General features: G+C 39.1%; 20 protein-coding genes and 1 tRNA gene. 15 read left to right on the plus strand and 6 right to left on the minus strand.

Annotated features, from left to right (window positions below):
• Nucleotides 1–39: 39 nt before the first annotated feature.
• From CJ305_RS00400 to CJ305_RS00420, 5 genes are all read left to right on the plus strand, one after another.
• Nucleotides 40–429, plus strand: coding sequence for a hypothetical protein (locus CJ305_RS00400; RefSeq protein ID WP_099644266.1), 390 nt, complete (start codon nucleotides 40–42; stop codon nucleotides 427–429).
• 85 nt (nucleotides 430–514) lie between these two features.
• A complete protein-coding gene (rnpA, locus tag CJ305_RS00405) occupies nucleotides 515–898 on the plus strand; it encodes a ribonuclease P protein component (protein WP_099644267.1) in 384 nt (127 codons plus the stop codon).
• Between the two features lie 18 nt (nucleotides 899–916).
• Nucleotides 917–1,729: a DUF4349 domain-containing protein gene (locus CJ305_RS00410; protein ID WP_099644268.1), complete on the plus strand. Its 813-nt coding sequence runs from the start codon at nucleotides 917–919 to the stop codon at nucleotides 1,727–1,729.
• An 18-nt stretch (nucleotides 1,730–1,747) separates the two neighbouring features.
• Complete coding sequence (locus CJ305_RS00415) at nucleotides 1,748–3,376, plus strand: S41 family peptidase (RefSeq protein ID WP_099644269.1); 1,629 nt, start codon at nucleotides 1,748–1,750, stop codon at nucleotides 3,374–3,376.
• Nucleotides 3,377–3,513: 137 nt separating this feature from the next.
• Complete coding sequence (locus CJ305_RS00420) at nucleotides 3,514–3,891, plus strand: hypothetical protein (RefSeq protein ID WP_099644270.1); 378 nt, start codon at nucleotides 3,514–3,516, stop codon at nucleotides 3,889–3,891.
• 56 nt (nucleotides 3,892–3,947) lie between these two features.
• Here the strand turns inward: CJ305_RS00420 and CJ305_RS00425 are convergent, their stop codons facing one another.
• Both CJ305_RS00425 and CJ305_RS00430 read right to left on the minus strand, forming a co-directional pair.
• Complete coding sequence (locus tag CJ305_RS00425) at nucleotides 3,948–4,388, minus strand: GNAT family N-acetyltransferase (protein WP_099644271.1); 441 nt, start codon at nucleotides 4,386–4,388, stop codon at nucleotides 3,948–3,950.
• A gap of 92 nt (nucleotides 4,389–4,480) precedes the next feature.
• Nucleotides 4,481–5,404, minus strand: a complete 924-nt coding sequence (locus tag CJ305_RS00430; protein ID WP_099644272.1) for a cation diffusion facilitator family transporter — start codon at nucleotides 5,402–5,404, stop codon at nucleotides 4,481–4,483.
• A 1,049-nt stretch (nucleotides 5,405–6,453) separates the two neighbouring features.
• Between CJ305_RS00430 and rnr the strand changes: the two genes are divergently transcribed.
• From rnr to CJ305_RS00445, 3 genes are all read left to right on the plus strand, one after another.
• Nucleotides 6,454–8,658 (plus strand): ribonuclease R, encoded by a 2,205-nt coding sequence (gene rnr, locus CJ305_RS00435; RefSeq protein ID WP_099644273.1) that lies wholly within the window; start codon nucleotides 6,454–6,456, stop codon nucleotides 8,656–8,658.
• A 58-nt stretch (nucleotides 8,659–8,716) separates the two neighbouring features.
• Entirely contained in the window at nucleotides 8,717–9,391 is a 675-nt protein-coding gene (locus tag CJ305_RS00440; RefSeq protein WP_099644274.1) for a head GIN domain-containing protein, read from the plus strand.
• A gap of 154 nt (nucleotides 9,392–9,545) precedes the next feature.
• Nucleotides 9,546–10,256, plus strand: a complete 711-nt coding sequence (locus CJ305_RS00445; protein WP_099644275.1) for a LysE family translocator — start codon at nucleotides 9,546–9,548, stop codon at nucleotides 10,254–10,256.
• 129 nt (nucleotides 10,257–10,385) lie between these two features.
• Here the strand turns inward: CJ305_RS00445 and CJ305_RS00450 are convergent.
• Both CJ305_RS00450 and folB read right to left on the minus strand, forming a co-directional pair.
• Nucleotides 10,386–10,456 (minus strand) — tRNA-Cys (locus CJ305_RS00450).
• A 51-nt stretch (nucleotides 10,457–10,507) separates the two neighbouring features.
• Nucleotides 10,508–10,864, minus strand: a complete 357-nt coding sequence (folB, locus tag CJ305_RS00455) for a dihydroneopterin aldolase (protein ID WP_099644276.1) — start codon at nucleotides 10,862–10,864, stop codon at nucleotides 10,508–10,510.
• A gap of 166 nt (nucleotides 10,865–11,030) precedes the next feature.
• Between folB and CJ305_RS00460 the strand changes: the two genes are divergently transcribed.
• From CJ305_RS00460 to CJ305_RS00475, 4 genes are all read left to right on the plus strand, one after another.
• Complete coding sequence (locus CJ305_RS00460) at nucleotides 11,031–13,061, plus strand: glutamine--tRNA ligase/YqeY domain fusion protein (protein WP_099644277.1); 2,031 nt, start codon at nucleotides 11,031–11,033, stop codon at nucleotides 13,059–13,061.
• Between the two features lie 147 nt (nucleotides 13,062–13,208).
• A complete protein-coding gene (locus CJ305_RS00465; RefSeq protein WP_099644278.1) occupies nucleotides 13,209–13,583 on the plus strand; it encodes a YtxH domain-containing protein in 375 nt (124 codons plus the stop codon).
• A 6-nt stretch (nucleotides 13,584–13,589) separates the two neighbouring features.
• Nucleotides 13,590–13,988, plus strand: coding sequence for a hypothetical protein (locus tag CJ305_RS00470; protein ID WP_099644279.1), 399 nt, complete (start codon nucleotides 13,590–13,592; stop codon nucleotides 13,986–13,988).
• A 2-nt stretch (nucleotides 13,989–13,990) separates the two neighbouring features.
• Nucleotides 13,991–14,233: a DUF6327 family protein gene (locus CJ305_RS00475; RefSeq protein WP_099644280.1), complete on the plus strand. Its 243-nt coding sequence runs from the start codon at nucleotides 13,991–13,993 to the stop codon at nucleotides 14,231–14,233.
• Between the two features lie 47 nt (nucleotides 14,234–14,280).
• On the opposite strand, the gene CJ305_RS00480 is transcribed toward CJ305_RS00475, so the two are convergent.
• The gene (locus CJ305_RS00480; RefSeq protein ID WP_099644281.1) at nucleotides 14,281–15,279 is read right to left on the minus strand and encodes an SPFH domain-containing protein; all 999 of its coding nucleotides are present in this window, start codon (nucleotides 15,277–15,279) and stop codon (nucleotides 14,281–14,283) included.
• Between the two features lie 90 nt (nucleotides 15,280–15,369).
• On the opposite strand from CJ305_RS00480, the gene CJ305_RS00485 reads away from it, so the two are divergent.
• The gene (locus tag CJ305_RS00485; RefSeq protein WP_143469327.1) at nucleotides 15,370–16,017 is read left to right on the plus strand and encodes a hypothetical protein; all 648 of its coding nucleotides are present in this window, start codon (nucleotides 15,370–15,372) and stop codon (nucleotides 16,015–16,017) included.
• Here the strand turns inward: CJ305_RS00485 and gltX are convergent.
• Nucleotides 16,012–17,526: a glutamate--tRNA ligase gene (gltX, locus tag CJ305_RS00490; protein ID WP_099644283.1), complete on the minus strand. Its 1,515-nt coding sequence runs from the start codon at nucleotides 17,524–17,526 to the stop codon at nucleotides 16,012–16,014. The two genes, CJ305_RS00485 and gltX, sit on opposite strands and share 6 nt — an antisense overlap.
• A gap of 203 nt (nucleotides 17,527–17,729) precedes the next feature.
• Here gltX and CJ305_RS00495 point away from each other — a divergent pair, with 203 nt between their 5' ends.
• Both CJ305_RS00495 and ybeY read left to right on the plus strand, forming a co-directional pair.
• Entirely contained in the window at nucleotides 17,730–21,146 is a 3,417-nt protein-coding gene (locus tag CJ305_RS00495) for a DUF4175 family protein (protein ID WP_099644284.1), read from the plus strand.
• Nucleotides 21,130–21,549 carry an rRNA maturation RNase YbeY gene (gene ybeY / locus CJ305_RS00500; protein WP_099644285.1) on the plus strand — a complete coding sequence of 140 codons (420 nt, stop codon included), beginning with the start codon at nucleotides 21,130–21,132 and terminating at the stop codon, nucleotides 21,547–21,549. The genes CJ305_RS00495 and ybeY overlap by 17 nt, the downstream gene beginning before the upstream one ends.
• Nucleotides 21,550–21,609 lie beyond the last annotated feature (60 nt).

Genomic DNA, 21,609 nt, shown 5'->3' on the forward strand with positions numbered 1-21,609 from the left:
TAATTGTGTTGTCTATCTTTACTCCTAATTTTTTCTTTGATGTCAGATATCAATAACACACCCACGGCTTATGTTTACTTTTCTATTTCAGGAAAAGAAGTTAACCCTGAATTATTTAAGCCCTATTTTAAGAATGCTATAATTCAAGATGGAATTTTCCGAAACGGAATTAAATATGTTCACTTCAGATATAACGCTAATGACATAAATGAGGCTTTAGACGATACATTAAGCTTAATTTCGAAACAGATTACACCATTTTCACAACAAATAGGAGAGCTGATTATTGAAAACAAACTCTACTGTAAGTTTTTCATCGTTCTTCAAAATCTACATTCATTCCGCTCCGGAGGAGTATTTTTCAACAAAGAATTTATAGCTCTTTTACATCAATTAAATACCGAGGTGGAAATTGATATGTACGAATAGAATTCATTACCCATAGCCTTAAAGCTACTTCCGTTTAGTTTGTTGTCTATCTTTACACCTAAATTTTTTCGCCTCTGGCTAAACTATGAAGCAAACTTTCCCTAAAAAAGAACACCTCAAACGGAAAAAACTTATCGATGCCTTGTTTACCGAAGGACAGAAAGTAAGTGCCTATCCCTTGCTTTTGGTTTATAAAACTTCGGCTTTGCCTGAGGAAGGGGTTTCTATACAGGCCGGGTTTTCTGTAGCCAAACGCAATCACAAACTTGCGGTGACCCGAAACCGTATAAAACGCATTATGCGAGAGGTTTACCGAAAAAATAAACAGGATTTTCAAACAAACGGCTTAACTTTTGCGTTTATGTTTATCTATACCGGCCGCGAAGTCATGACTTATGAACAGCTCGAAAAAGCCATGCTTAAGCTCATTACAAAGTTCAACGCCGCGCAAAACGAAATAGATGATTAACCGTTAAACCTATTTTTTATGAAAATACTGGGTTTTTGGCTTTTGAGTATGATTTATATGTGCTCAAGCGGCAGTTCTGATGAATCCTATGCAGCTGCTGATGCTGCCTATGAAGTTGAAATGGCTCAGCCGGAACTGGCTGATGATGTAGAAGCTGATGTGCAGCAAAAAATCATTAAAACCGGGAATCTCCGGTTTGAAACTCAGGATTTAGCCGAGACCCGTGCCCAAATTCTTAAGGCTGTAAACACGACAATGGGTTATGTTGAGAACGAACGTACCGGTAAAGACTATCGGGGCAGTTATCAGGAACTGCAACTGCGCGTTCCTGCTGAAAATTTTCAACAGGCGCTCGAACTGATCTCCCAGGGCGTTGAATTCTTTGAAGAAAAATCAATAAGTCAGCGCGATGTTACCGAAGAATTTATTGACGTGGAAGCCCGGCTTAAAGCCAAACGCGAACTCGAAAACCGGTATCTGGAGTTGCTTAAAAAAGCCTCTTCGGTAAAAGAAATTTTAGAGATTGAACGCGAACTTTCAGTTATACGCGAAGAAATAGAAGCTAAAGAGGGAAGGCTTAAATACCTTTCAAAACAGGTTTCGTACAGTACCCTCAACGTGTATTTTTATAAAACTGAAGTGGAAACCGGCGTAACCAAATCCTACGGTTCAAAAATGCTACAGGCCGTAAAAGGTGGCTGGCAGGGGATCTCAACCTTTGTTTTAGGGTTGATCTACATCTGGCCGTTTATTATTCTGGTGATTCTTGTTATCTTTCTCATTCGCCGCTGGCAAAAGCGCAAATCCCAAAAAAACACGCCTAAATCTTAATTGAAAATTGCTTCATCTATGAAAAAGAGAATCCTCATTACCGCTGCTTCACTGGCTATTTTAGTCACTACCGTAAGTTTTAAAAGTGACTTTTTTGAAATCGCCAAGCAGATCGAAATTTTCACCACCTTGTTTAAAGAGCTCAATATGAACTATGTTGACGAGGTAAATCCTGCACAACTTATGGATAGTGCGATAGAGGGCATGCTGGCTGATTTAGATCCGTACACCAAATACTGGACCGAGCAGGAGGTTGAAGATGCACGCATCAACAATTCAGGGGAATATACCGGTATTGGAGCTTCAGTATTATCCCGCAACAAGAAAATCACCATAATGGAAGTCTATGAAGACTATCCGGCTGATAAAGCCGGTCTGCAGGCGGGTGATGAACTCATTAAGATAGGGGATATTACCATTGCAGATTTTGAAGACGATGCGGGCGATTTGCTTCAGGGAGCTCCTGGAACCAGTATTCCCATTACCTACAAGCGCCAGGGTAAACTTCAGAACACCACACTTACCCGTGAGGAAATAGATATCCCGGCCGTGCCTTTTTATTCGCTTATAAAAGACAACATTGGTTATGTAGTGCTGTCCAAGTTCAATAAAAAAGCTTCCGCAGAAACCGCAGCTGCCATTAAAGAGCTGAAAGAACAGGGAGCCACTTCCATAATTCTCGACTTACGTGGCAATCCCGGTGGTTTATTAACCGAAGCCATCAACGTAAGCAATTTGTTTTTACCCAAAGGCAAATTGATCACCACCACAAAATCGGTTATTGAAAAGTACAATCAGCAATACTATACGCGCAACGAGCCTTTGGATACTAACATTCCTGTGGCGGTATTAATAAACGGTCGCAGTGCATCGGCCAGTGAGATTGTTTCAGGCTCTCTGCAGGATTATGATCGCGCGGTGATTGTAGGAGCCCGAAGTTTTGGTAAAGGTCTTGTACAGCGCCCTAAAGAGCTTACGTATGGCACGCAATTGAAGATTACCATCTCACGGTATTATACGCCCAGCGGCAGGTGTATTCAGGCGCTTGATTACTGGAACCGTGATGAGCAGGGAAATGCCATACGCACCGATGTTGCAGATTATAATGCATTTAAAACCAGTACCGGGCGTACGGTTTATGATGGGGGCGGAGTGCTTCCGGATATCGTTGTGGAATCTGCTAAACTCAGTGCGATCACCGAAGCTTTGTTGAAAGATCAGGCAATTTTTGATTTTGCCACAAACTATTTCTACGATCATAAAATCGAAAAGCTAAGCGATTTTAAATTTACTCAGGCAGATTATTCGGCTTTTAAACAATTTTTGGATAAACAGGGCTTTACTTATGAAACCCGGACCGAAAAAGAACTGGAAGAAGCCTATCTCAATTCGGAAAAAGATGATTTGCAGAATGCTATAAGTACCGAATATGCCAATCTGATGAAAGCGATTGACGCAACGAAGAAGCGTGAATTAGATGCGAAAGAAAACGAGATTTCTAACCTGATTATTGACGAACTCGTTAAGCGCTATTTCTACAGACAAGGTTTATACGAATACCAAATCAATCATAATGAGGAGATTGCAGAAGCTGCAAATGTGGTGACTGATGCTCCCAGATACCGTAAAATCTTAAATCAGGATTAATTCTATTTTATCCCAAACACACCCATTTACAACAATTTTTTTACAATACCATACATAAATGGGTGATTTTAACAGTTTTAAACCAGGTTTTAACCTCAGTTTAAGAAGTAAATGGATTAAAATACTTATACTTTAGTATGATAACTATAGATAAGGATACAGACAAGAATACACAGATTTTGGAACAGGCAATAGGATACCTGGAAGACCGCGGCTTTGAAAATATAAAAGCAGATACGGAAGGCTTCGAAAGTCCTAAATCATATATCAAAAAAGGGAGTGAAGTTAGTATTACTCCAGACATTGTAGCTGAGCGTGATGGCGAAAAACACATTTTTGAACTCAGCCTAAAGTCAAAAAAACCCCGATTACTTAAATCAAAATGGTTATTTCTGGATGTGCTGAGTAGCATGAAGAATTTCAAATTCAAAATTATGACCACCAGAGGCCATTATAAGTTTACTGATGAAACACTAAGTAGCATCAGTCTTGATAAAAAACCTATGAAAATTTAAAATACGTATCTAACATACTTGACCAAAATAGAAAATCCGCTGTAGAGCGGATTTTTTTAGTTTCTAAGCATACGTATATGCGGAATGTTGTCTTCCAGATAACCTTCACCAAATTCTTTAAAACCCAGATCATTGTAAAATTTCTTCAAATACACCTGAGCAGATAATTCAATTTCTTTGGTATCAAACTCATCTTCCAAAACCTTTATGGATGCGTTCATAATATCTTTCCCATAACCGTATTTACGGTAATTTTCTCTAACAATTACTCTTCCTATACTTGCCCGTTCAAAATAATCACCCGGTTTAAATAAGCGCGTATATGCCACAAGTTTACCATCCGCATAACCCAACACGTGCAGGGCCTTTTGATCTTTACCATCAACATCCTGATAGGGACAATTTTGTTCAACTACAAAAACTTCGGCACGCAACTGTAAAACCTCATAAAGCTTCTGCAGACTAAACTCTTCAAATGTTAGTATTTCAATATTCATCTATTTAAAATTCATTTTCCGCAACTAATCAGGACTTAAAAAATTCTGTGTACTATTTATAAATTCCGATTAAGGTCTTTCGGTTGGCAAACTTAATGCTGAACGATTAGTTTTTTATCATCTGTCTTATCAAATTCAGGCTGAATGTTCACATGATTGATTCCACATTCCCGGGCATACGCTTCAATTTGATCTAAGATCGTATCAAACTCACTCATAGTAATATCGGCTTCCAGATCTATATGGGCCTCCAGATGGGTTTGCTTTTCATTAAGCTGCCAAATATGCATATGATGAATATTTTTTACCTGCTTTATTTGTTTTACCCGGTTTACAAACGGGGAGAGCTCAATATCATCGGGACTAAAAAGCATCAGCACCTTAAACGAAGATTTCAACAGGCCGTAACCCATAACAATGAGGTATATGCTTATAGCAAAAGTTAGTAAGGGGTCAATCCAATACACTTTATAAACGCTCATCAAAATTCCGCCAACTAATACCGCTACCGAAGCCATCATATCGGTTAATAAATGCAAATAAGCCGACTTCATATTCATATTCGAGTCGCTGTCTTTTTTAATCAACAACACACTAAACCCATTTGCAACAATTCCCAGTGCAGCCATCCAGATCACAATGGAAGATTCTATAGGTTCAGGGTTTAAATAGCGAACCACGGCTTCTTTGATAAGGAGTAGCGCTACAACTAGGAGTGTGGCAGCATTGATGAAGGCGGCGAGTATTTCGGCACGTTTATAACCAAAGGTTTTATCTAGCGAAGCTTCCTTTTTAGAAAGTACACGGGCAATGTAGCTCACGATCAGGGAAAGTACATCACTGAGATTGTGTGCGGCGTCTGAAAGTAATGACAAACTCCCGGAAATGATACCGCCTATGGCCTGCGCCAGAGTTATCAGAATATTGAGACCTATGCTTATGAGTAAATTACGGCCACTAAGGTCAGCGCCGTGATTGTGTTGATGACCGTGAGCGTGACTGTGATCGTGTCCCATAGGATCTTATTAAAAGGTTGATAGCTAAATGAATTGCTTTTACAAAGATATTCATAAGCCGGTCTATGCTTTGGCAGGATTCTGTGATTAACGCTGATTTTAAATCAGTTAACATTTAGTTAACATGGTTGTTTATAAGTTGTCATCAAAAACTAACAAGCAAAATTGCTTTTTCGATAAAAAAATTCAAAGCAACACATACCCCATACTAGTCAAGAAAATCTTCTTAGTTTTTATGGAAAAGTTATGAGACAATTCACCTTTCATTTTTGATAAATGTTAGTAAGATTTTATCACAAAAAAGCTGCTTATTTCAGTTTTCAACAATTGTTGACAGCTAATTATAATTCCTTTAAAATCAAGTCTTACTGATGCTGAAAAACTATCAATAAACGGTTAATAAAAGGGAATAAGAAAAAAACCAAGACTTTATAAACCCAAGTTATACCGCTACTAACAAGCTATAATACCCATCAGTTTTAATTTTAAATTTCAAAAAAGAAAAATGATTATAATATTAGTTGTTGATAACAACTGTTTTGAAAGAATGCGATTTGTCAGTTGAGTCGGGACAAAAAAAAGACTCCTGATTAAGAGTCTTTTTGAAGTTTTAAAATGTACTGCTTAAAAGATTGAATTTACGTAGGAGATCACTCCTAAAAATCCAAGGATAAATATGGATACAAATAAAATTACGACCGAATAACGCTTAACCTGAATCAATTTCATAACAAGATTACTTGTAATTTTTACAGAACAAATTTAATAAAATTTTAACAAGAATAGTATTCTCAAAAATTATTTAAAGATGAAGCTAAGGTTAAGTTTTAGCCTGATTGTGAGGATGAAACAAAGATTAACTAAATCTTTACGGTTCAGAGCCTTATCAATAGCGTTTGAAAGTTTACTTTTACAAAAATCAATGCTCTGCTATGAGTACTGTTAAATTTCCCATACCTTGGGAAATCTTAAAATCGAATTTTAGAAAAACTAACCTCAAAACCTAAAATTCATTTCTTTCCAAATAAAAATTTAATACAACGCATTTAATGCCAAATAAGAAAAGAAGAAGATCAAAAACCGAAATAGGTGATCTTACACAAAAAATACTCAAAATACTTAAAAAGGAATCGGGTAAATCATTTAATCATAAGCAGATAGCTGCTAAACTTCAGGTTGATGATCCCAATAGCCGCAATCAGATCGTAAAAAATCTTTCTCAGCTTCAGGCTAAAAAGCATATTGAAGAGACTGATCGCGGAAAGTATACATTCAATGCTACCTCACATTACCATACCGGTACTTTAGACAGTACTACTAAGGGTGATGGTTATGTAGTGGTTGAAGGGATAGAACAGGATATTTACATCCCAAAAAATAATATGAACAAGGCCTTAAACGGAGATACGGTTAAGGTTTACGTTTACAAACAACGACGCAGTAAGAAACACGAAGGTGAAATTGTAGAAATCCTGGAGCGCAAAACCGATGAATTTGTGGGTGTTGTGCAGATGCAAAAGAATTTTGCTTTTGTAAATACGTCAGCAGAAGGTAAGATGCGTACCGATGTTTTTGTACCCAAAAATAAACTCAACGGGGCACAGGACGGGGAGAAGGTTTTGGTAAAAATTGAAGACTGGCCTGAAAAAGCCGATTCACCTTTTGGTAAAATCATCCAGGTTTTAGGAATGCCGGGTGAGCATAATACCGAAATTCACTCCATTTTAGCACAATACGGTTTACCACACGACTTCCCTCAGGAAGTGGAATCTTTTGCCAACCAGATTGATACCAGTATCAAACCAGATGAGATCAAAAAGCGTCGCGACATGCGTGATGTACTCACGTTTACAATTGACCCTAAAGATGCTAAGGATTTTGATGATGCCTTAAGTTTTCAGGTATTGGAAAATGGAAACTATGAGGTGGGCATTCACATTGCAGACGTATCGCATTATGTTGTTCCGGGAACGATTCTGGATGATGAGGCTTACGAACGTGCCACTTCGGTCTATTTAGTAGATCGTGTTGTTCCTATGTTGCCCGAAATACTTTCAAACAATGCCTGTTCGCTTCGGCCTAATGAAGAAAAGTATACCTTTTCTGCGGTTTTTGAGCTCGATAAATCTTCCGGAAAGGTAAAAAATCAATGGTTTGGTCGCACTGTAACCTACAGTGATGCTCGTTTTGCCTATGAAGAAGCCCAGCAGATCATTGAAACCCGAAGCGGAAAAATCCCTGCTGATATTTCGCTTACCGGTAGCGAGTATACCGCTGATGAAGCCATAGTTGAGGCGACTTTAGAACTCGATCGTCTGGCTAAAATTATGCGCAGGCAGCGTATGAAAAATGGTGCGATTTCTTTTGATAAGGTGGAAGTAAAATTTAATCTGGATGAAGATAATGATCCTGTTGGTGTATTTTTTAAAACTTCAAAAGATGCTAACAAACTGATTGAAGAATTTATGCTTTTGGCCAATAAAAAAGTAGCCGAATTCATTGGGAAACAATCACCTAAAAAAACTTTTGTTTACCGTATACACGATGAGCCTGATGATGAAAAACTGGCGGCACTTCAAACTATCGCCGGGCGTTTTGGTTATAAAATGAATCTTAAAGATCGTAAGAGCACAACGGCTTCTTTAAACAATCTTTTAAGTGATGTTTCTGGTAAAAAAGAGCAAAACTTAATTGATACGCTGGCTATTCGTACGATGAGCAAAGCAGTTTACAGTACCGATAATATTGGGCATTACGGTTTGGCTTTTGAATATTATACACACTTTACCTCACCTATACGGCGTTATCCTGATGTGATGGTGCACCGTCTGCTTCAGCATTATCTGGATCAGGGCAAATCTGCAAACGAGGAAGAATACGAGCAAAAATGCAAGCACAGTAGCGAGATGGAATATTTGGCTACCAGTGCAGAGCGTGACTCAATCAAGTACATGCAGGTTAAGTTTATGCAGGATCATAAAGATGAAACCTTCCTGGGCGTAATTTCAGGTGTTACCGAATGGGGTATTTATGTTGAAATAATTGACAATAAATGCGAAGGAATGATTCGTCTGCGGGATATTAAAGGTGATCATTTTGATTTTGATCGAGATCAATATGCGATTGTAGGCCGAAAAACCAAACAGGTTATCACATTAGGTGATGAAGTTTATGTGAAGGTTAAAGAAGCAGATCTGGTTAAAAAGCATCTGGATTTCACTTTGGTCAGCGTAAAATCTGCAATTGAAGATTAGGCTACTGTAACAAAGCCCATTTTGCTTTGTCTTTACAACAGACCAAAATTTTAGAATTATGAAAAATCAAATCTTAGCCCTTTTAATCTTAATTGCAGGAGCAGTACAGGCTCAGGAAAAGGTGGAAGATGTTGGGGACTTTACCGAAGTTAAAGTATTTGACCGTATGCGAGTGAACCTGATAAAATCAACCGAGAACATGGTGATTTTAAAAGGAAGGGATACCGAAGACATTGAACTGATCAATAAAGATGGGGTACTCAAAATACGTATGGATATTGATAAAATATTTGATGGCAACGAGACTTTCGTTGAGGTGTATTTCAACAATCTAAAGGTTATAGACGGTAATGAAGGTGCAGAAATTAACATCAATGAACTTCTGGAGCAGGAGGAGATTGAAATTCGTGTACAGGAAGGTGCCCGTGTTGCTGCAGGTATTGATGTAAAATCTGCCACTTTAAGAGCCGTAACCGGTGGAATTATTAAAATGAATGGTACTGCAAAATATCAAACTGTAGAAATAAATACAGGTGGTATTTATGAAGGAAAAGATCTCGAAACTACGGATACTCAGTTGCGTATTCAGGCCGGGGGAGAGGCTGAAATTTTTGCCAGAAGAACTGCTGATATCAAACTAAGAGCCGGTGGTGATGTGTATGTTTACGGAAATCCTACCGAATTAATAAAAGACAAGTTTATAGGGGGTCGTGTAAGACTGATGAATAATTAGCATCAGATTTAAACGAAAGGTATTTAATCATTTTGATTATTTTTGCGGGTATCTGCTTAAATTCTTATAAGTTTTAAGGAAATATTCAAGGTTGATTTCCTAATTTGACAATCTTTAACCCCGCAACTTTGCGGAAAGATTTTGATACTCTTAAATGCTACAAGACCTTTCAACAGCGATTCCTCTGGGTTTTCTACTCGCATTCCTGGTTGGTCCCGTTTTTTTTGTATTGCTTGAGACCGCTGCTTTAAAGGGATTTAGAGCGGCTTTTGTTTTTGATGTAGGCGTCGTTTGTGCAGATACTATTTTTATTCTCATCGCTTATTTCAGTACCAATCAACTTTTAGATAAGCTGAAAGATGATCCGGCATTGTATGTTTTTGGAGGAATGCTGCTTTCGGTATACGGAGTAATTTCGTTCTTACGAGTTCGTAAGAATAAGCTTGATGATGACGAGCATCCTACCGTAGTTATGAGCAAACGCAATTACGTGGGATTGTTCGTAAAAGGTTTTTTACTCAATTTTATCAATATCGGAGTATTGGGTTTCTGGCTGGTGATTCTTATTTCAGCCGGTCCGGCATTAGATATGAATGCAGATCGTCTACTCGTCTTTTTTGGAGCCATACTGGCTACCTATTTGATTATCGATATTTTTAAAATTCTTTTGGCTAAAAAATTACGAAGCAAACTCACGGCTACCCGTATTGCCCGTATCAAGCAGGGAATTAGTGTGTTGATGTTACTCTTTGGACTGCTCTTAATTTCAAAAGGAATTTTCCCATCAGAAGTGCATCAACTGGAGAAGCGTATTGAAGAAATCACCCCTGAAAATCAGTTCGGGATAGATAGTCTGGATCTGTAATATTCCGCAGGAACGGAGAAAAAGTCTGAGTTTAAGAAGACTTTGTTGAGATTTCGGGAGTACCGCTTTACGCTTTTGACTTTAATTTATACAAATAAAAACCCTTCCGGTTAAGAAGGGTCTTTGTTGAGGTGTCGAGCGGATTCGAACCGCTGTACGTGGTGTTGCAGACCACTGCCTAGCCACTCGGCCACGACACCCTTTTTATTCAGGACTGCAAATTTAAGTTTTTTCTTTAGATAATAAAGGGATTAACGCTTTTTAGTAAGGGTCACCCCAACTGAAGCCACATCACCACCTATAGGAGGATTGATTTTACGCACGGTTACCGTAGCTTTTTCAAGCTCTGGAATTTCCACAAAAGACCTGTCGAGTATGCGTTGACCCACGTGTTCCAGCAATTTTGAGCGGTGTGCCATCTCTTCTTTGATGATTTTATTGAGATGTACATAGTCTACTGTATCAGCGAGTTCATCAGTTACTGCGGGCTTTGTGAGATTTGATTTTACTTTGAGATCTACCAGATAATCAGAGCCTATCTGGCCTTCTTCGATCAAACAACCGTGGTACGCGTAAACCTTTACTTTGTTGAGTTTTATTATCCCCATGCTTTTATTCAGAATTAATGAGAGTCAAAGATATTACTTATGCAAGTCTTTACTTTTAAAGACTCCTTTAAATAGCTGTATAAAGACGTAACCACTGCTATTTTTACTAATTTTACCCACTTACGGGCAGATGATATCTGCTTTACTTAAAAGCACAAAAGGTTTTATGGCAGAAGAATATGTAGCGCTCAATTTTTTAGAGCAAATCGTAGAAGAAGATATTAAGAACGGTTTCCAGCAATCTAATCTAAGATTTCGGTTTCCTCCTGAGCCTAATGGGTATTTGCACATTGGTCACTGTAAGGCGATATGCATCAGTTTTGGTTTGGGCGAAAAGTACGATGCACCGGTAAATTTAAGATTTGATGATACCAACCCTTCCAAAGAAGAGCAGGAATACGTTGATGCGATTCAGGAAGATATCAAATGGCTGGGTTTTAAATGGGATCAGGTTTGTTATTCTTCAGACTACTTTCAGCAGCTATACGACTGGGCTATTCAGCTTATAAAAGAAGGGAAAGCCTATGTAGATTCGCAATCTAGTGAAGCCATGGCCGAGCAAAAAGGCACACCAACAGAACCGGGTACAAACAGTCCCTACCGCGATCGTTCTGTAGCAGAAAATTTGGAGCTTTTTGAACAAATGAAGAATGGGGAGTTCCCGGAAGGGGTTCATGTACTTCGTGCTAAGATTGATATGACTTCGCCTAATATGCTTTTGCGTGACCCCATTATGTACCGGGTTGTTAATAAGGCACACCACCGCACCGGAAGTACCTGGCATATTTACCCCATGTACGACTGGGCGCACGGCGAAAGTGATTATTTAGAGCAGATTTCACACAGTTTATGTTCGCTCGAGTTTAAGCCACACAGACCGCTTTACGAGTGGTTTGTTGATCATGTCTATACCGATGGTGTAAAACCAAAACAACGTGAATTTGCGCGTTTAAATTTGAGCTATACCATTATGAGTAAGCGAAAACTTCTTAAACTCGTAGAGGAGGGAGTAGTAAGTGGCTGGGATGACCCGCGTATGCCTACTATCTCAGGTTTAAGACGCAGAGGGTATACCCCAGATTCAATTAAGAATTTCATTGATACGGTTGGTGTGGCCAAGCGTGATAACGTGATCGATGTTTCGTTATTGGAGTTTAACGTACGTGAGGATTTGAATAAAACCGCTCCGCGTGTAATGGCCGTTTTAGATCCGGTTAAGCTGATTATAGATAACTATCCTGAAGACAAGGTAGAATGGCTTGAAGCCGAGAATAACCCGGAAGATGAAAGCGCTGGTTATCGAAAAGTGCCATTTTCCAAGGTTTTATATATCGAAAAGGATGATTTTAAAGAACAGGCAAACAGCAAATACTTCAGACTTTCATTAGGAAAAGAAGTACGTCTTAAAAACGCCTACATCATCAAGGGTGAATCTGTAGTTAAAGATGCACAGGGTAACATCACCGAAATTCATTGCAGTTACGATCCTGATTCACAAAGTGGAAGTGGTACAGAGGCCAGTCTGCGTAAGGTTAAAGGTACTTTGCATTGGGTTTCTGTAGATCACGCGATTGAGGCCGAAGTACGTTTGTACGACCGTTTATTCAATCACGAATCACCTGACGGGGATAAGGAAGTTGATTTTATGGAACATCTCAATCCTAAATCCTTAGAGGTTATTACCGGTTATCTGGAACCCAGTCTTGCTGAAGTTACTCCTTACGAGAGTTTTCAGTTTCAACGTATAGGGTATTTCAATGTAGATAAAGAAAGCACCTCAGATCGTCTTGTTTTCAACAGAACAGTAGGATTACGAGATACCTGGGCTAAAGTGGAATCAAAATCGGAAAATCAGCAAAAAGCTCAAGCTCAGCCAAAGAAAAACATACCTCAGATTCCTGCTTTAAATGAAATTAAAAAGGTAGGGAAGAAGCTGGCTCAAATTCCTGATGAGAAACGCGTAAAAGCTATTACACGCATTCGTGAGCTGGCAAAAGATGTAGATTATGAAGAGCTGAAGGATCTGTTTAATACATCGGCAAAAAAAGTAGGAACACGCCTGGCTGTTTTAGAGACCTTAATTGTACTGATAAAACTTGATAAAGCAGACACTGGCGATGCAGAAGTGGCTGATTATTTAGAAGAAATGAGAACTTCAGGAGAACCGCTTCTTGAAGAATCAGTTAAAGGCTTATAAACATATTGGCTTGAAACGTGCGTAAAAGGGTCTCAAAGACCCTTTTTTAGCATTCCTTTAAGGTTAATAGTCAATTTATTAACCGGTTATTAACGGAGAAAAGATGCATAGGTCTTTACCTTTGACAGGAACAAAAATCTAATTATCATGTCAAAAACAGGAAATACAATTCTAGCTTTAATTACAGGTGCAGCAATAGGTGCAGGTCTTGGACTTCTTTATGCTCCTGAAAGCGGAGATAAAACCAGAAAGAAAATCTCTAAGAATGCTAAAGAAGCAAAGAAAAAGCTTGAAAAGCAAATAAGTGAAACTTCTGAACAATTATCAGCTTCAGCAAAACAAGCCAAAAAATCTTTCGATTCTAAATTAGAAGATACTTTAAAAACAGCCAGTTCTAAAGCTGACGATATTTTAGTAAGTATGGAAAAAAAGCTTGAGGAGTTAAGAAAGAAAAACGCAAAAGCATCTCAGGAAGTAGTTAATGAAGTGAAAGATATTGACGTGCCAACTGCTAAAGCATAAGCCTTCATGTCTATATTCAATATATCAGAACATATAAGTAAAGTATCTGACGATGCTAAAAAGTATCTAAACAGTAGTCTGGAATACTACAAATTAGATAGTTTCAAAAAAATGATGAGCGGTGCTGTTTCTCTGGTCAATCTATTGGTTAGTGGCAGCATCTTTTTGATTTTTTTATTATTTATTTCAGTAGGTGTAGCCATCGTTATTGGAGAATCTTTAGACAGTTTGAGTTACGGTTATTTTATAGTTGCCGGATTTTACCTTTTGCTGTTCATTCTTTATAAATTGTTTGGTAAACCTTTAACCACAGAAATTGTGCTTAAGAAATACTCGAAGTTGTTTTTTAACGAGTCTACACAGGATGAAGTTTTAGATGACGAGTTTAAAAAATTACAGAAATAAATATGAAAGAGTATAAGTCATTTCAGCAAATAGAACACGATTTAAAAATACTGAAGCTTCAGCAGCAGATAGATGAAGAGCAGCTGAAGTTAAGTATAAATGATACTAAGGCAGCCTTTTCGCCCGTAAGTTTGATTGCCGGTTCTTTAGGAGCCATTGTACAAAAAGCAGTAGTTATTAAAGCGGTAAACAAAATACTGGGAATCAAAAAAGTCAAGGTCAAGAATATAGACGAGAAAAATTAAAAAAAGCCGGGTACATCCCGGCTTTTTTGTATTCTGAAGTTTCACTTCTATAAATCTTCGCTGTTATCAGCATCGGTATATCCAGACTGGGGCTTAGGTCTTTTTGTTTTTTTCGATTTATCGGCCAGACCAAGTTCTGCATTTCGCTTTTTCATTTCTTCACCTATCTGGTTTGAAGCTACAAAACTTGCAATCATATTATTGAGCATATCGCTTCCGGCCTGAGGTGAGTTAGGAAGCAAAATCAAATTACTGTTTGTCTCTTCACCTATAGATTGTAAAGTATCATAATGCTGAGTTACTACAATCAGAGCAGAGGCTTCCTGAGAATTAATTCCCACATTGTTTAAAACCTCTACAGACTCTTCCAGACCGCGCGCAATCTCTCTACGCTGGTCAGCTATACCCTGACCCTGTAAACGCTTGCTTTCGGCTTCTGCACGCGCCTTAGCAACGATTTTAATACGTTCGGCCTCTGCCTCATACTCTGCTGCTACTTTTTCACGCTCTGAAGCGTTAATACGGTTCATAGCGATTTTTACCTGCTGATCAGGATCAATATCGGTTACCAGAGTTTTAATGATGTCATAGCCATAATCTGTCATAGCCTGGTTTAATTCGCTTTTTACTGCGATAGCAATGTCGTCTTTACGCACAAAAACATCATCCAGTTTCATTTTAGGAACCTCAGAACGTACCACGTCAAAAACGTAGGAAGTGATCTGGTTTTGAGGATCTTCAAGTTTGTAAAACGCGTCATACACATTAGACTTCACTACCTGAAACTGTACCGAAATCTTTAAACGTACAAACACGTCATCTTTGGTTTTGGTTTCAACAATTACATCTAATTGCTGAATACGCAGATTTACACGACCTGCAATTTTATCTATAAGCGGTATTTTAAGCTGAAGGCCGGAGTTACGAATACTGGTAAATTTTCCGAAGCGCTCAATAATGGCAGCAGTTTGTTGCTTAACCATAAAAAAGCTGGAAATGAGAAGTAGAAGACCTACAAATAAAAGGGCTGGTAAAAAATAAGACATAGGATATTTTTTTGAATTACTAAGTTTAGTGAGGGCGTACTTATCAAAAATACAATAGATTTGTCTCAATCCTGTCAAATTCGTAACACCTTGAGACGACTAATTTTTATATGTGCGATCCTGTTGAGTTTAACTGCAAATGCGCAACGATCTAAACAACTCTATAATCGCATAGGTATTCAAGGGGTTTGTACCTTAACCAGCTTACATACCGACAACTTTCAAACAGCCCAGACAGCCGGTTTTCTTGCGGGCCTAGCTACACGTGGTGCCTTTTACAACAATTTTGATTTGATTTACGGAATTGATTTTTTGCAAACCGACCTGGAGATACAGGGTAGGGAAGAGGCTATTGCATACACGCTAAGTGGTGTGCAGGTAAAATTACTGGCCAGTTACCTGATTGCAGGAGAAAACTTAAGTGTTGAATTTGGTCCGATTCTACAAGTTAATGGCGGTTTAAAACTGGATGATCAAAACCAGGCCAATGCAGTTGTAGACGGCTATACCTTACTTCAGGCTGAAGATCTGGAAGAAATAAGCCGGGTCAACGGAGTCCTCACTGCAGGAATAACCGGAGGTTTTAACTGGTTACGGTTGACTGCAGGCTATCAATACAATTTTACCAATATCCTGAACAGGCTTAACAAAGAGGATTTAAATCTAAAAGATCCCGCAGCAACAAATTTCAAGGGTAATCTGGGGCTTATTACTGCAGGAATCGTTTTCTATCTATAGATTTTCTATCGCAAAGCGAATGCGCTCCAGGGTTTTGGCTTTGCCAATAGTTGCTGCGATTTCAAAAACATCCGGTCCTGACATAGAGCCCACCAGACTTAATCGAAGCGGTTGCATCACTTTGCCAAAGCCCAGATTTTCAGAGGTAATCCAGTCTTTTACGTTTGAAGAAAGATTTTCTGCAGTAAAGTCTTCGGTGTCATTTACAATTTTTGATACATGAATCATAATCTCACCGGTATCTTCTTTCCAGGCTTTTTTAGCGGCTTTCTCGTCGTATTCTTTTGGTCTCTCAAAGAAGAAATGACCCTGCTCCCATAAATCTTCAACAAAAACAGCACGTTCCTTAACCAGGGAAATGACTTGCTGCACGTAAGCATCATCAAAGTCCAGATGTTTTTCCTTTAGAATTTCCTGAAAAGGTTGTACCAATGCAGCTTCTGAAGTTAAATGCAGATGCTGTTGCTGAAACCATTTGGTTTTTTCAGGATCAAACTTAGCTCCAGACTTGTGTACACGCTCCAGTTCAAAATCGGCAACAAGCTCTTCAAGCGCGTAAATTTCTTTTTCGGTACCGGGATTCCATCCTAAAAAGGCGAGCATATTTACTACTGCTTCCGGCAGGTAACCATCTTCACGATATCCCGCTGAGATTTCTTCGGTCCTGGGATCTTTCCACTCTAATGGAAAAACCGGGAATCCCATTTTATCACCGTCGCGTTTGCTGAGTTTCCCTTTTCCTACCGGTTTCATAATGAGTGGTAAGTGCGCAAATTGAGGAGCTTCCCAACCAAAAGCACGGTACAGCATCACGTGTAAAGCCATAGAGGGCAACCATTCTTCCCCACGTATCACGTGTGTGATTTCCATCAAATGATCATCTACAATATTGGCCAAATGGTAGGTAGGCATTCCATCTGACTTAAACAAAACTTTATCGTCTAGCAAACTGGTGTCAACCTCTACCGTACCGCGTATTAGATCTTCAAGCTCCAGAAGTTCAGCCTGAGGAGATTTAAAACGAATTACATAATCTTCCCCGGCATCAATACGTTTGCGGGTTTCTTCTGCGGAAAGCTGAAGCGAATTATCAAGTTTGTTGCGGTTATGCCAGTTGTAAATAAAGGTTTTTCCCTGTTCTTCGTGGTCTTTGCGGTGCGCATCAAGAGCTTCGTTAGTGTCAAAAGCATAATAGGCATCTCCGGAAGCAATGAGTTTTTCGGCGAATGCGAAATATTTATCCTTACGCTCGCTTTGACGGTATGGGCCATAGCCTTTTTCTTTTCCAGGACCTTCGTCAAAAGGGATCCCGCACCAGTTTAAAGCTTCAATGATATAGTCTTCAGCGCCTTCAACATATCTATTTTGGTCTGTATCTTCTATACGTAAGACAAACGAACCTTTATGCTTTTTGGCAAACAGGTAGTTGTACAATGCGGTGCGTACACCACCTATGTGTAAGGGACCGGTAGGGCTGGGTGCAAAGCGCACCCTTACATTTTGATGCATAGTCAAATTTTAGAGCGCAAAGGTACTCAATCTACTAAACTATAGAACAGCCCTTTTTAAGCCTTTTAAACCCTGCTTCGGGTATTTTTGACCGTCTGGGGCGGGATCTGCCCTAAGTTGTGTATTTTAAGCCTATTGGCTATACTAGAAAATCGTAGTTTTAGTTATTGAATTGTATGAGATCTTAATAAGATGGTTTTGAGATGGCGTTAGAGGAAAAATTAGAGGCATTTATCAGCAAATATTATAAGAACGAGCTCCTAAAAGGGATTTTGTTTTTTCTGGCTATAGGCCTTACCTATGTGCTTTTGGTACTGGTTATCGAATATTTTTTCTGGCTGAATAAGTTAGGGAGAGGATTGCTTTTTTGGTCTTTTGTGGGGCTTGAATTGGTTTTGCTTATCCGATTTATTGTAATTCCGGTGTTTCGGTTGTTCAGGCTTTCAAAAGGAATAGATTACAACAAAGCCTCGTTGCTCATAGGAAATCACTTTCCTGAGGTTCGTGATAAATTGATCAATACCCTGCAGCTTAAGGCTAGCAACTCACAATCTGATTTACTTGAAGCAAGCATCGCTCAAAAGAGTAAAGAATTAGAACCTGTACCATTTTCACTCGCTATTGATTATAAATCAAATGCCAGATACATTAAATACGCGCTGATTCCTGTATTGATATTCGCAGCGGTAAGTTTGAGTAAGGGGACTTCTTTCTTTAGCGAAAGTGCCGAACGGGTTTGGGATTATAAAGGGGAATATATTCCTCCTGCACCCTTCGATTTTGAATTGATAAGCGCTGGTGAAAGAGCAGTAGAGGGTCAGATTTTTGAAATAGAAACTCAGGTTTCCGGTAATCAATTGCCGGAAGAAGTTCAGATTGAACTTAATGGTCAGGAGTTTTATATGAAGAGTCGCGGTGGTGGTCGTTTTGTATTTACCGTAGATCAGGTTCAGGAAGACTTGAAGTTCCAATTTGAAGGGAACGGAGTAAAATCAAGAACTTATGAAGTTCCTCTGGTTCAAACACCGGTTTTGACCGGTTTTGAGGCAGAATTAGCATATCCACAGTATTTGGGTAAGGCGAATGAGACCCTGGTTAACACCGGCTCTTTTACGATTCCGGAAGGTACACGGGTTACCTGGAAGCTTTCGGCTCGAAATGCAACGACTCTAGAATTTATTGCAGATACGGTAATGCCTTTTGATCGGGATGATGATGATTTTATTTTAGAGCGTCAGTTTTTCAGATCTTCTAATTATGCAATCGCGACCAGCAATGCTGCTTTACAGCGTTATGAAGAACTCAATTATCACATTGATGTGGTACGGGATGCTTACCCGGAGTTAGTTTTGGAGCGTAAAGCGGATACTACAGGTTCAGAACAGGTTTATTATAAAGGATCTGTTAGCGATGATCACGGTCTGCGAAGCCTTAATTTAATTTATTACATTGATAATCAGGAAGATAATCAGGAAATTGTAAATATTCCCATTTCAAATACCAATGTAGATCAATTTTATGCCGCATTTCCCGGAAAGTTGAACCTGGAGCAGGGTAAGGCGTATACTTATTATTTTGAAGTGCGCGATAATGATGCTCTTAATGGCTTTAAGGCTACGCGATCTTCACCCGAAACGTATAATGTACTTACTGATGAACGTGTCTTAGATAAGCAGCTTGAGATACAGGAAAAAACCCTTAAGGATTTGGATAAGTCTGTTTCAAAAATGCAGGAGCGTCAGGAGAGACTTCAGGATTTGCAGAATTTGCAGAAGGAGAAAAGCAAATTGGACTTTAACGATCGTAAAAAGCTTCAGTCGTTTTTTGAACGTCAAAAGGCGCAGGAAGAGCTGATGAAGAATTATTCTGAAACGCTTAAAAAGAGTTTGGAACGTATGGAAGACCTCATGGAATCACCATCGCCCACCAATGAACTACTTAAAAAGCGTTTGGAGAAAAATGAAGAGCAGTTACGGGAGCAGGAGAAGTTGATGGAGGAGATGGCCAAGCTTCAGGAGCTTATGGATGATGAGGAATTGAGCAAGCGTCTGGATGAATTGTCCAAAAACAGCAAGAGCTCCACCCGCAGTATGCAGCAGTTGCTCGAGTTAACAAAGCGTTTTTTTGTTCAGACAAAAGGGGATCGATTAGGGCGTGAGTTGAATAATCTGGGTAAGGAACAGTCTAAGGAAGCTTCGCCAAATACACCTTCAAGTTTAGAAAAGCAAAAGGAGTTAGGTGAGACTTACCAGGATTTAAAACAGGAAATTGACGAACTGCGTAAGGAGAATTCTAAACTGCAAAAACCAATGGAGATGCCGCAGTCTTCCAAAATTGATGCTATTGAGCAGGAACAAAAGGAGGCTGAAGAATCCTTGCAGAAGAATGACGCCGGTGGTGAACAACAATCCGAATTTGGGGAGGGTCAAAAGGAAGGCAAGAAGTCTCAGAAGAAAGCCGGAGAACAAATGCAGAAATTGGGACAACAAATGATGCAGAATATGTCTTCTGGTGGTGGCGGAGGGAGTACTCAGCAATTGGAAGAAGACATAGAGATGTTGAGACAGATTTTAGATAACCTTATTGTGTTTTCATTTGATCAGGAAGAACTAAAGGACAATTTTGAAAATCTCGATAATTCAAATCCATTGTTCTCAAAATATCTGGTTAAGCAGAATACCCTGCGGGAAAACTTTCAGCATATAGATGATAGCTTGTTTGTCTTAGCCTTACGTAATCCCTTTTTAGAGGAAGACATTAATGCGGAGTTGACCGAGATTAGCTACGGTTTAGATCAGGCTTTAGAGCGATTGGCAGATAATGATATAAGCAAAGGACTCGCCAGCCAGCAATATGTTTTTAAGGGGGCAAATACTTTGGCTGATATGCTTTCGGATATTCTTGATAATATGCAGGGTCAGCTTTCTATGTCTATGGGCAGTGGAAGTGGAGGTATGCCAATGCCAATGCCAAAAGGAGGTTCTGGTGAAGGAAAGCAATTGAGTGATATTATTTTGTCTCAGGAGGAACTCGCTAAGAAATTGGGAGAAGGAAAAGAGGATGGCGCCAAAGACGGAAACAAACCTGGAGAGAAGGAGGGCAAAAACGGAAAGTCAGGGGAGCAAGGTCAGGGTTCAAATGGAGAACAGGGCAATCAAAATGAGGGTAACAATGGAGAATCTGGAGGTCAGTCTGGTGAAGCTGAATTGGCTCGACAGTATGAGATTTACAAGCAGCAGGAAGAGTTACGTAACAGGTTACAGGATCTCATTAGAAAAGGTGAAGTAGACGAATCTGCGCGTAATTTACTCAAGCAAATGGAAGATGTAGAAGAGTTACTATTATCTGGAAATTCTGATAATGCCAGGAGACGAATGGAAGATCTGATTCAGCAATTTTTAAAGTTGGAGGAAGCAGAGCAGGAAAAGGATCGTAAATCAGAGCGGGAGTCTAATACCAATACCAGAAATTTTATTAATGATATACAGAATGATTTTCCCGAAATGAGGGAATATTTCAACACCGATGAGATTTTAAATCGGGATGAATTGCCACTTGAGTTACGATTCAAACAAAGGGTTAAGGATTATTTTAATAAAGCAAATGATAGAATTCAATAGTCAAAATGATTTCGTTTTAAAGGAAGAGATACAAGTCATTTCTTGGCTAGAACGTATAGCCAAAGTAGAGGGTTACGAGATTGATGATTTGGGATATGTTTTTTGTTCTGACGAGTATCTTTTGGAAATTAATAAGCAGTATTTAGACCACGATACGTATACAGATATCGTGACTTTTGATTACAGTCAGGAGGGTATTCTAAGCGGCGAATTATACATCAGCACAGATCGAGTTCGGGACAATGCCTCCGAATTTGACGTAAGTTTTGAAACCGAACTGCGACGAGTAATGGCTCACGGGCTATTGCATATGTGTGGGTATGGAGATAAAACTGAAGAACAGATTTCTGTAATGCGGTCTAAGGAGGAGGACTGCCTCAAAATGTGGGAGCAGGCTTCTTAGTTAGTTGGTTTTAATTTGATTACCTTTGCGCCCATTTTTAAGGATACTAATTAAATGTTT

Origin of the sequence: Leeuwenhoekiella nanhaiensis, from assembly GCF_002744755.1 — a bacterium.
Classification (GTDB): domain Bacteria; phylum Bacteroidota; class Bacteroidia; order Flavobacteriales; family Flavobacteriaceae; genus Leeuwenhoekiella; species Leeuwenhoekiella nanhaiensis.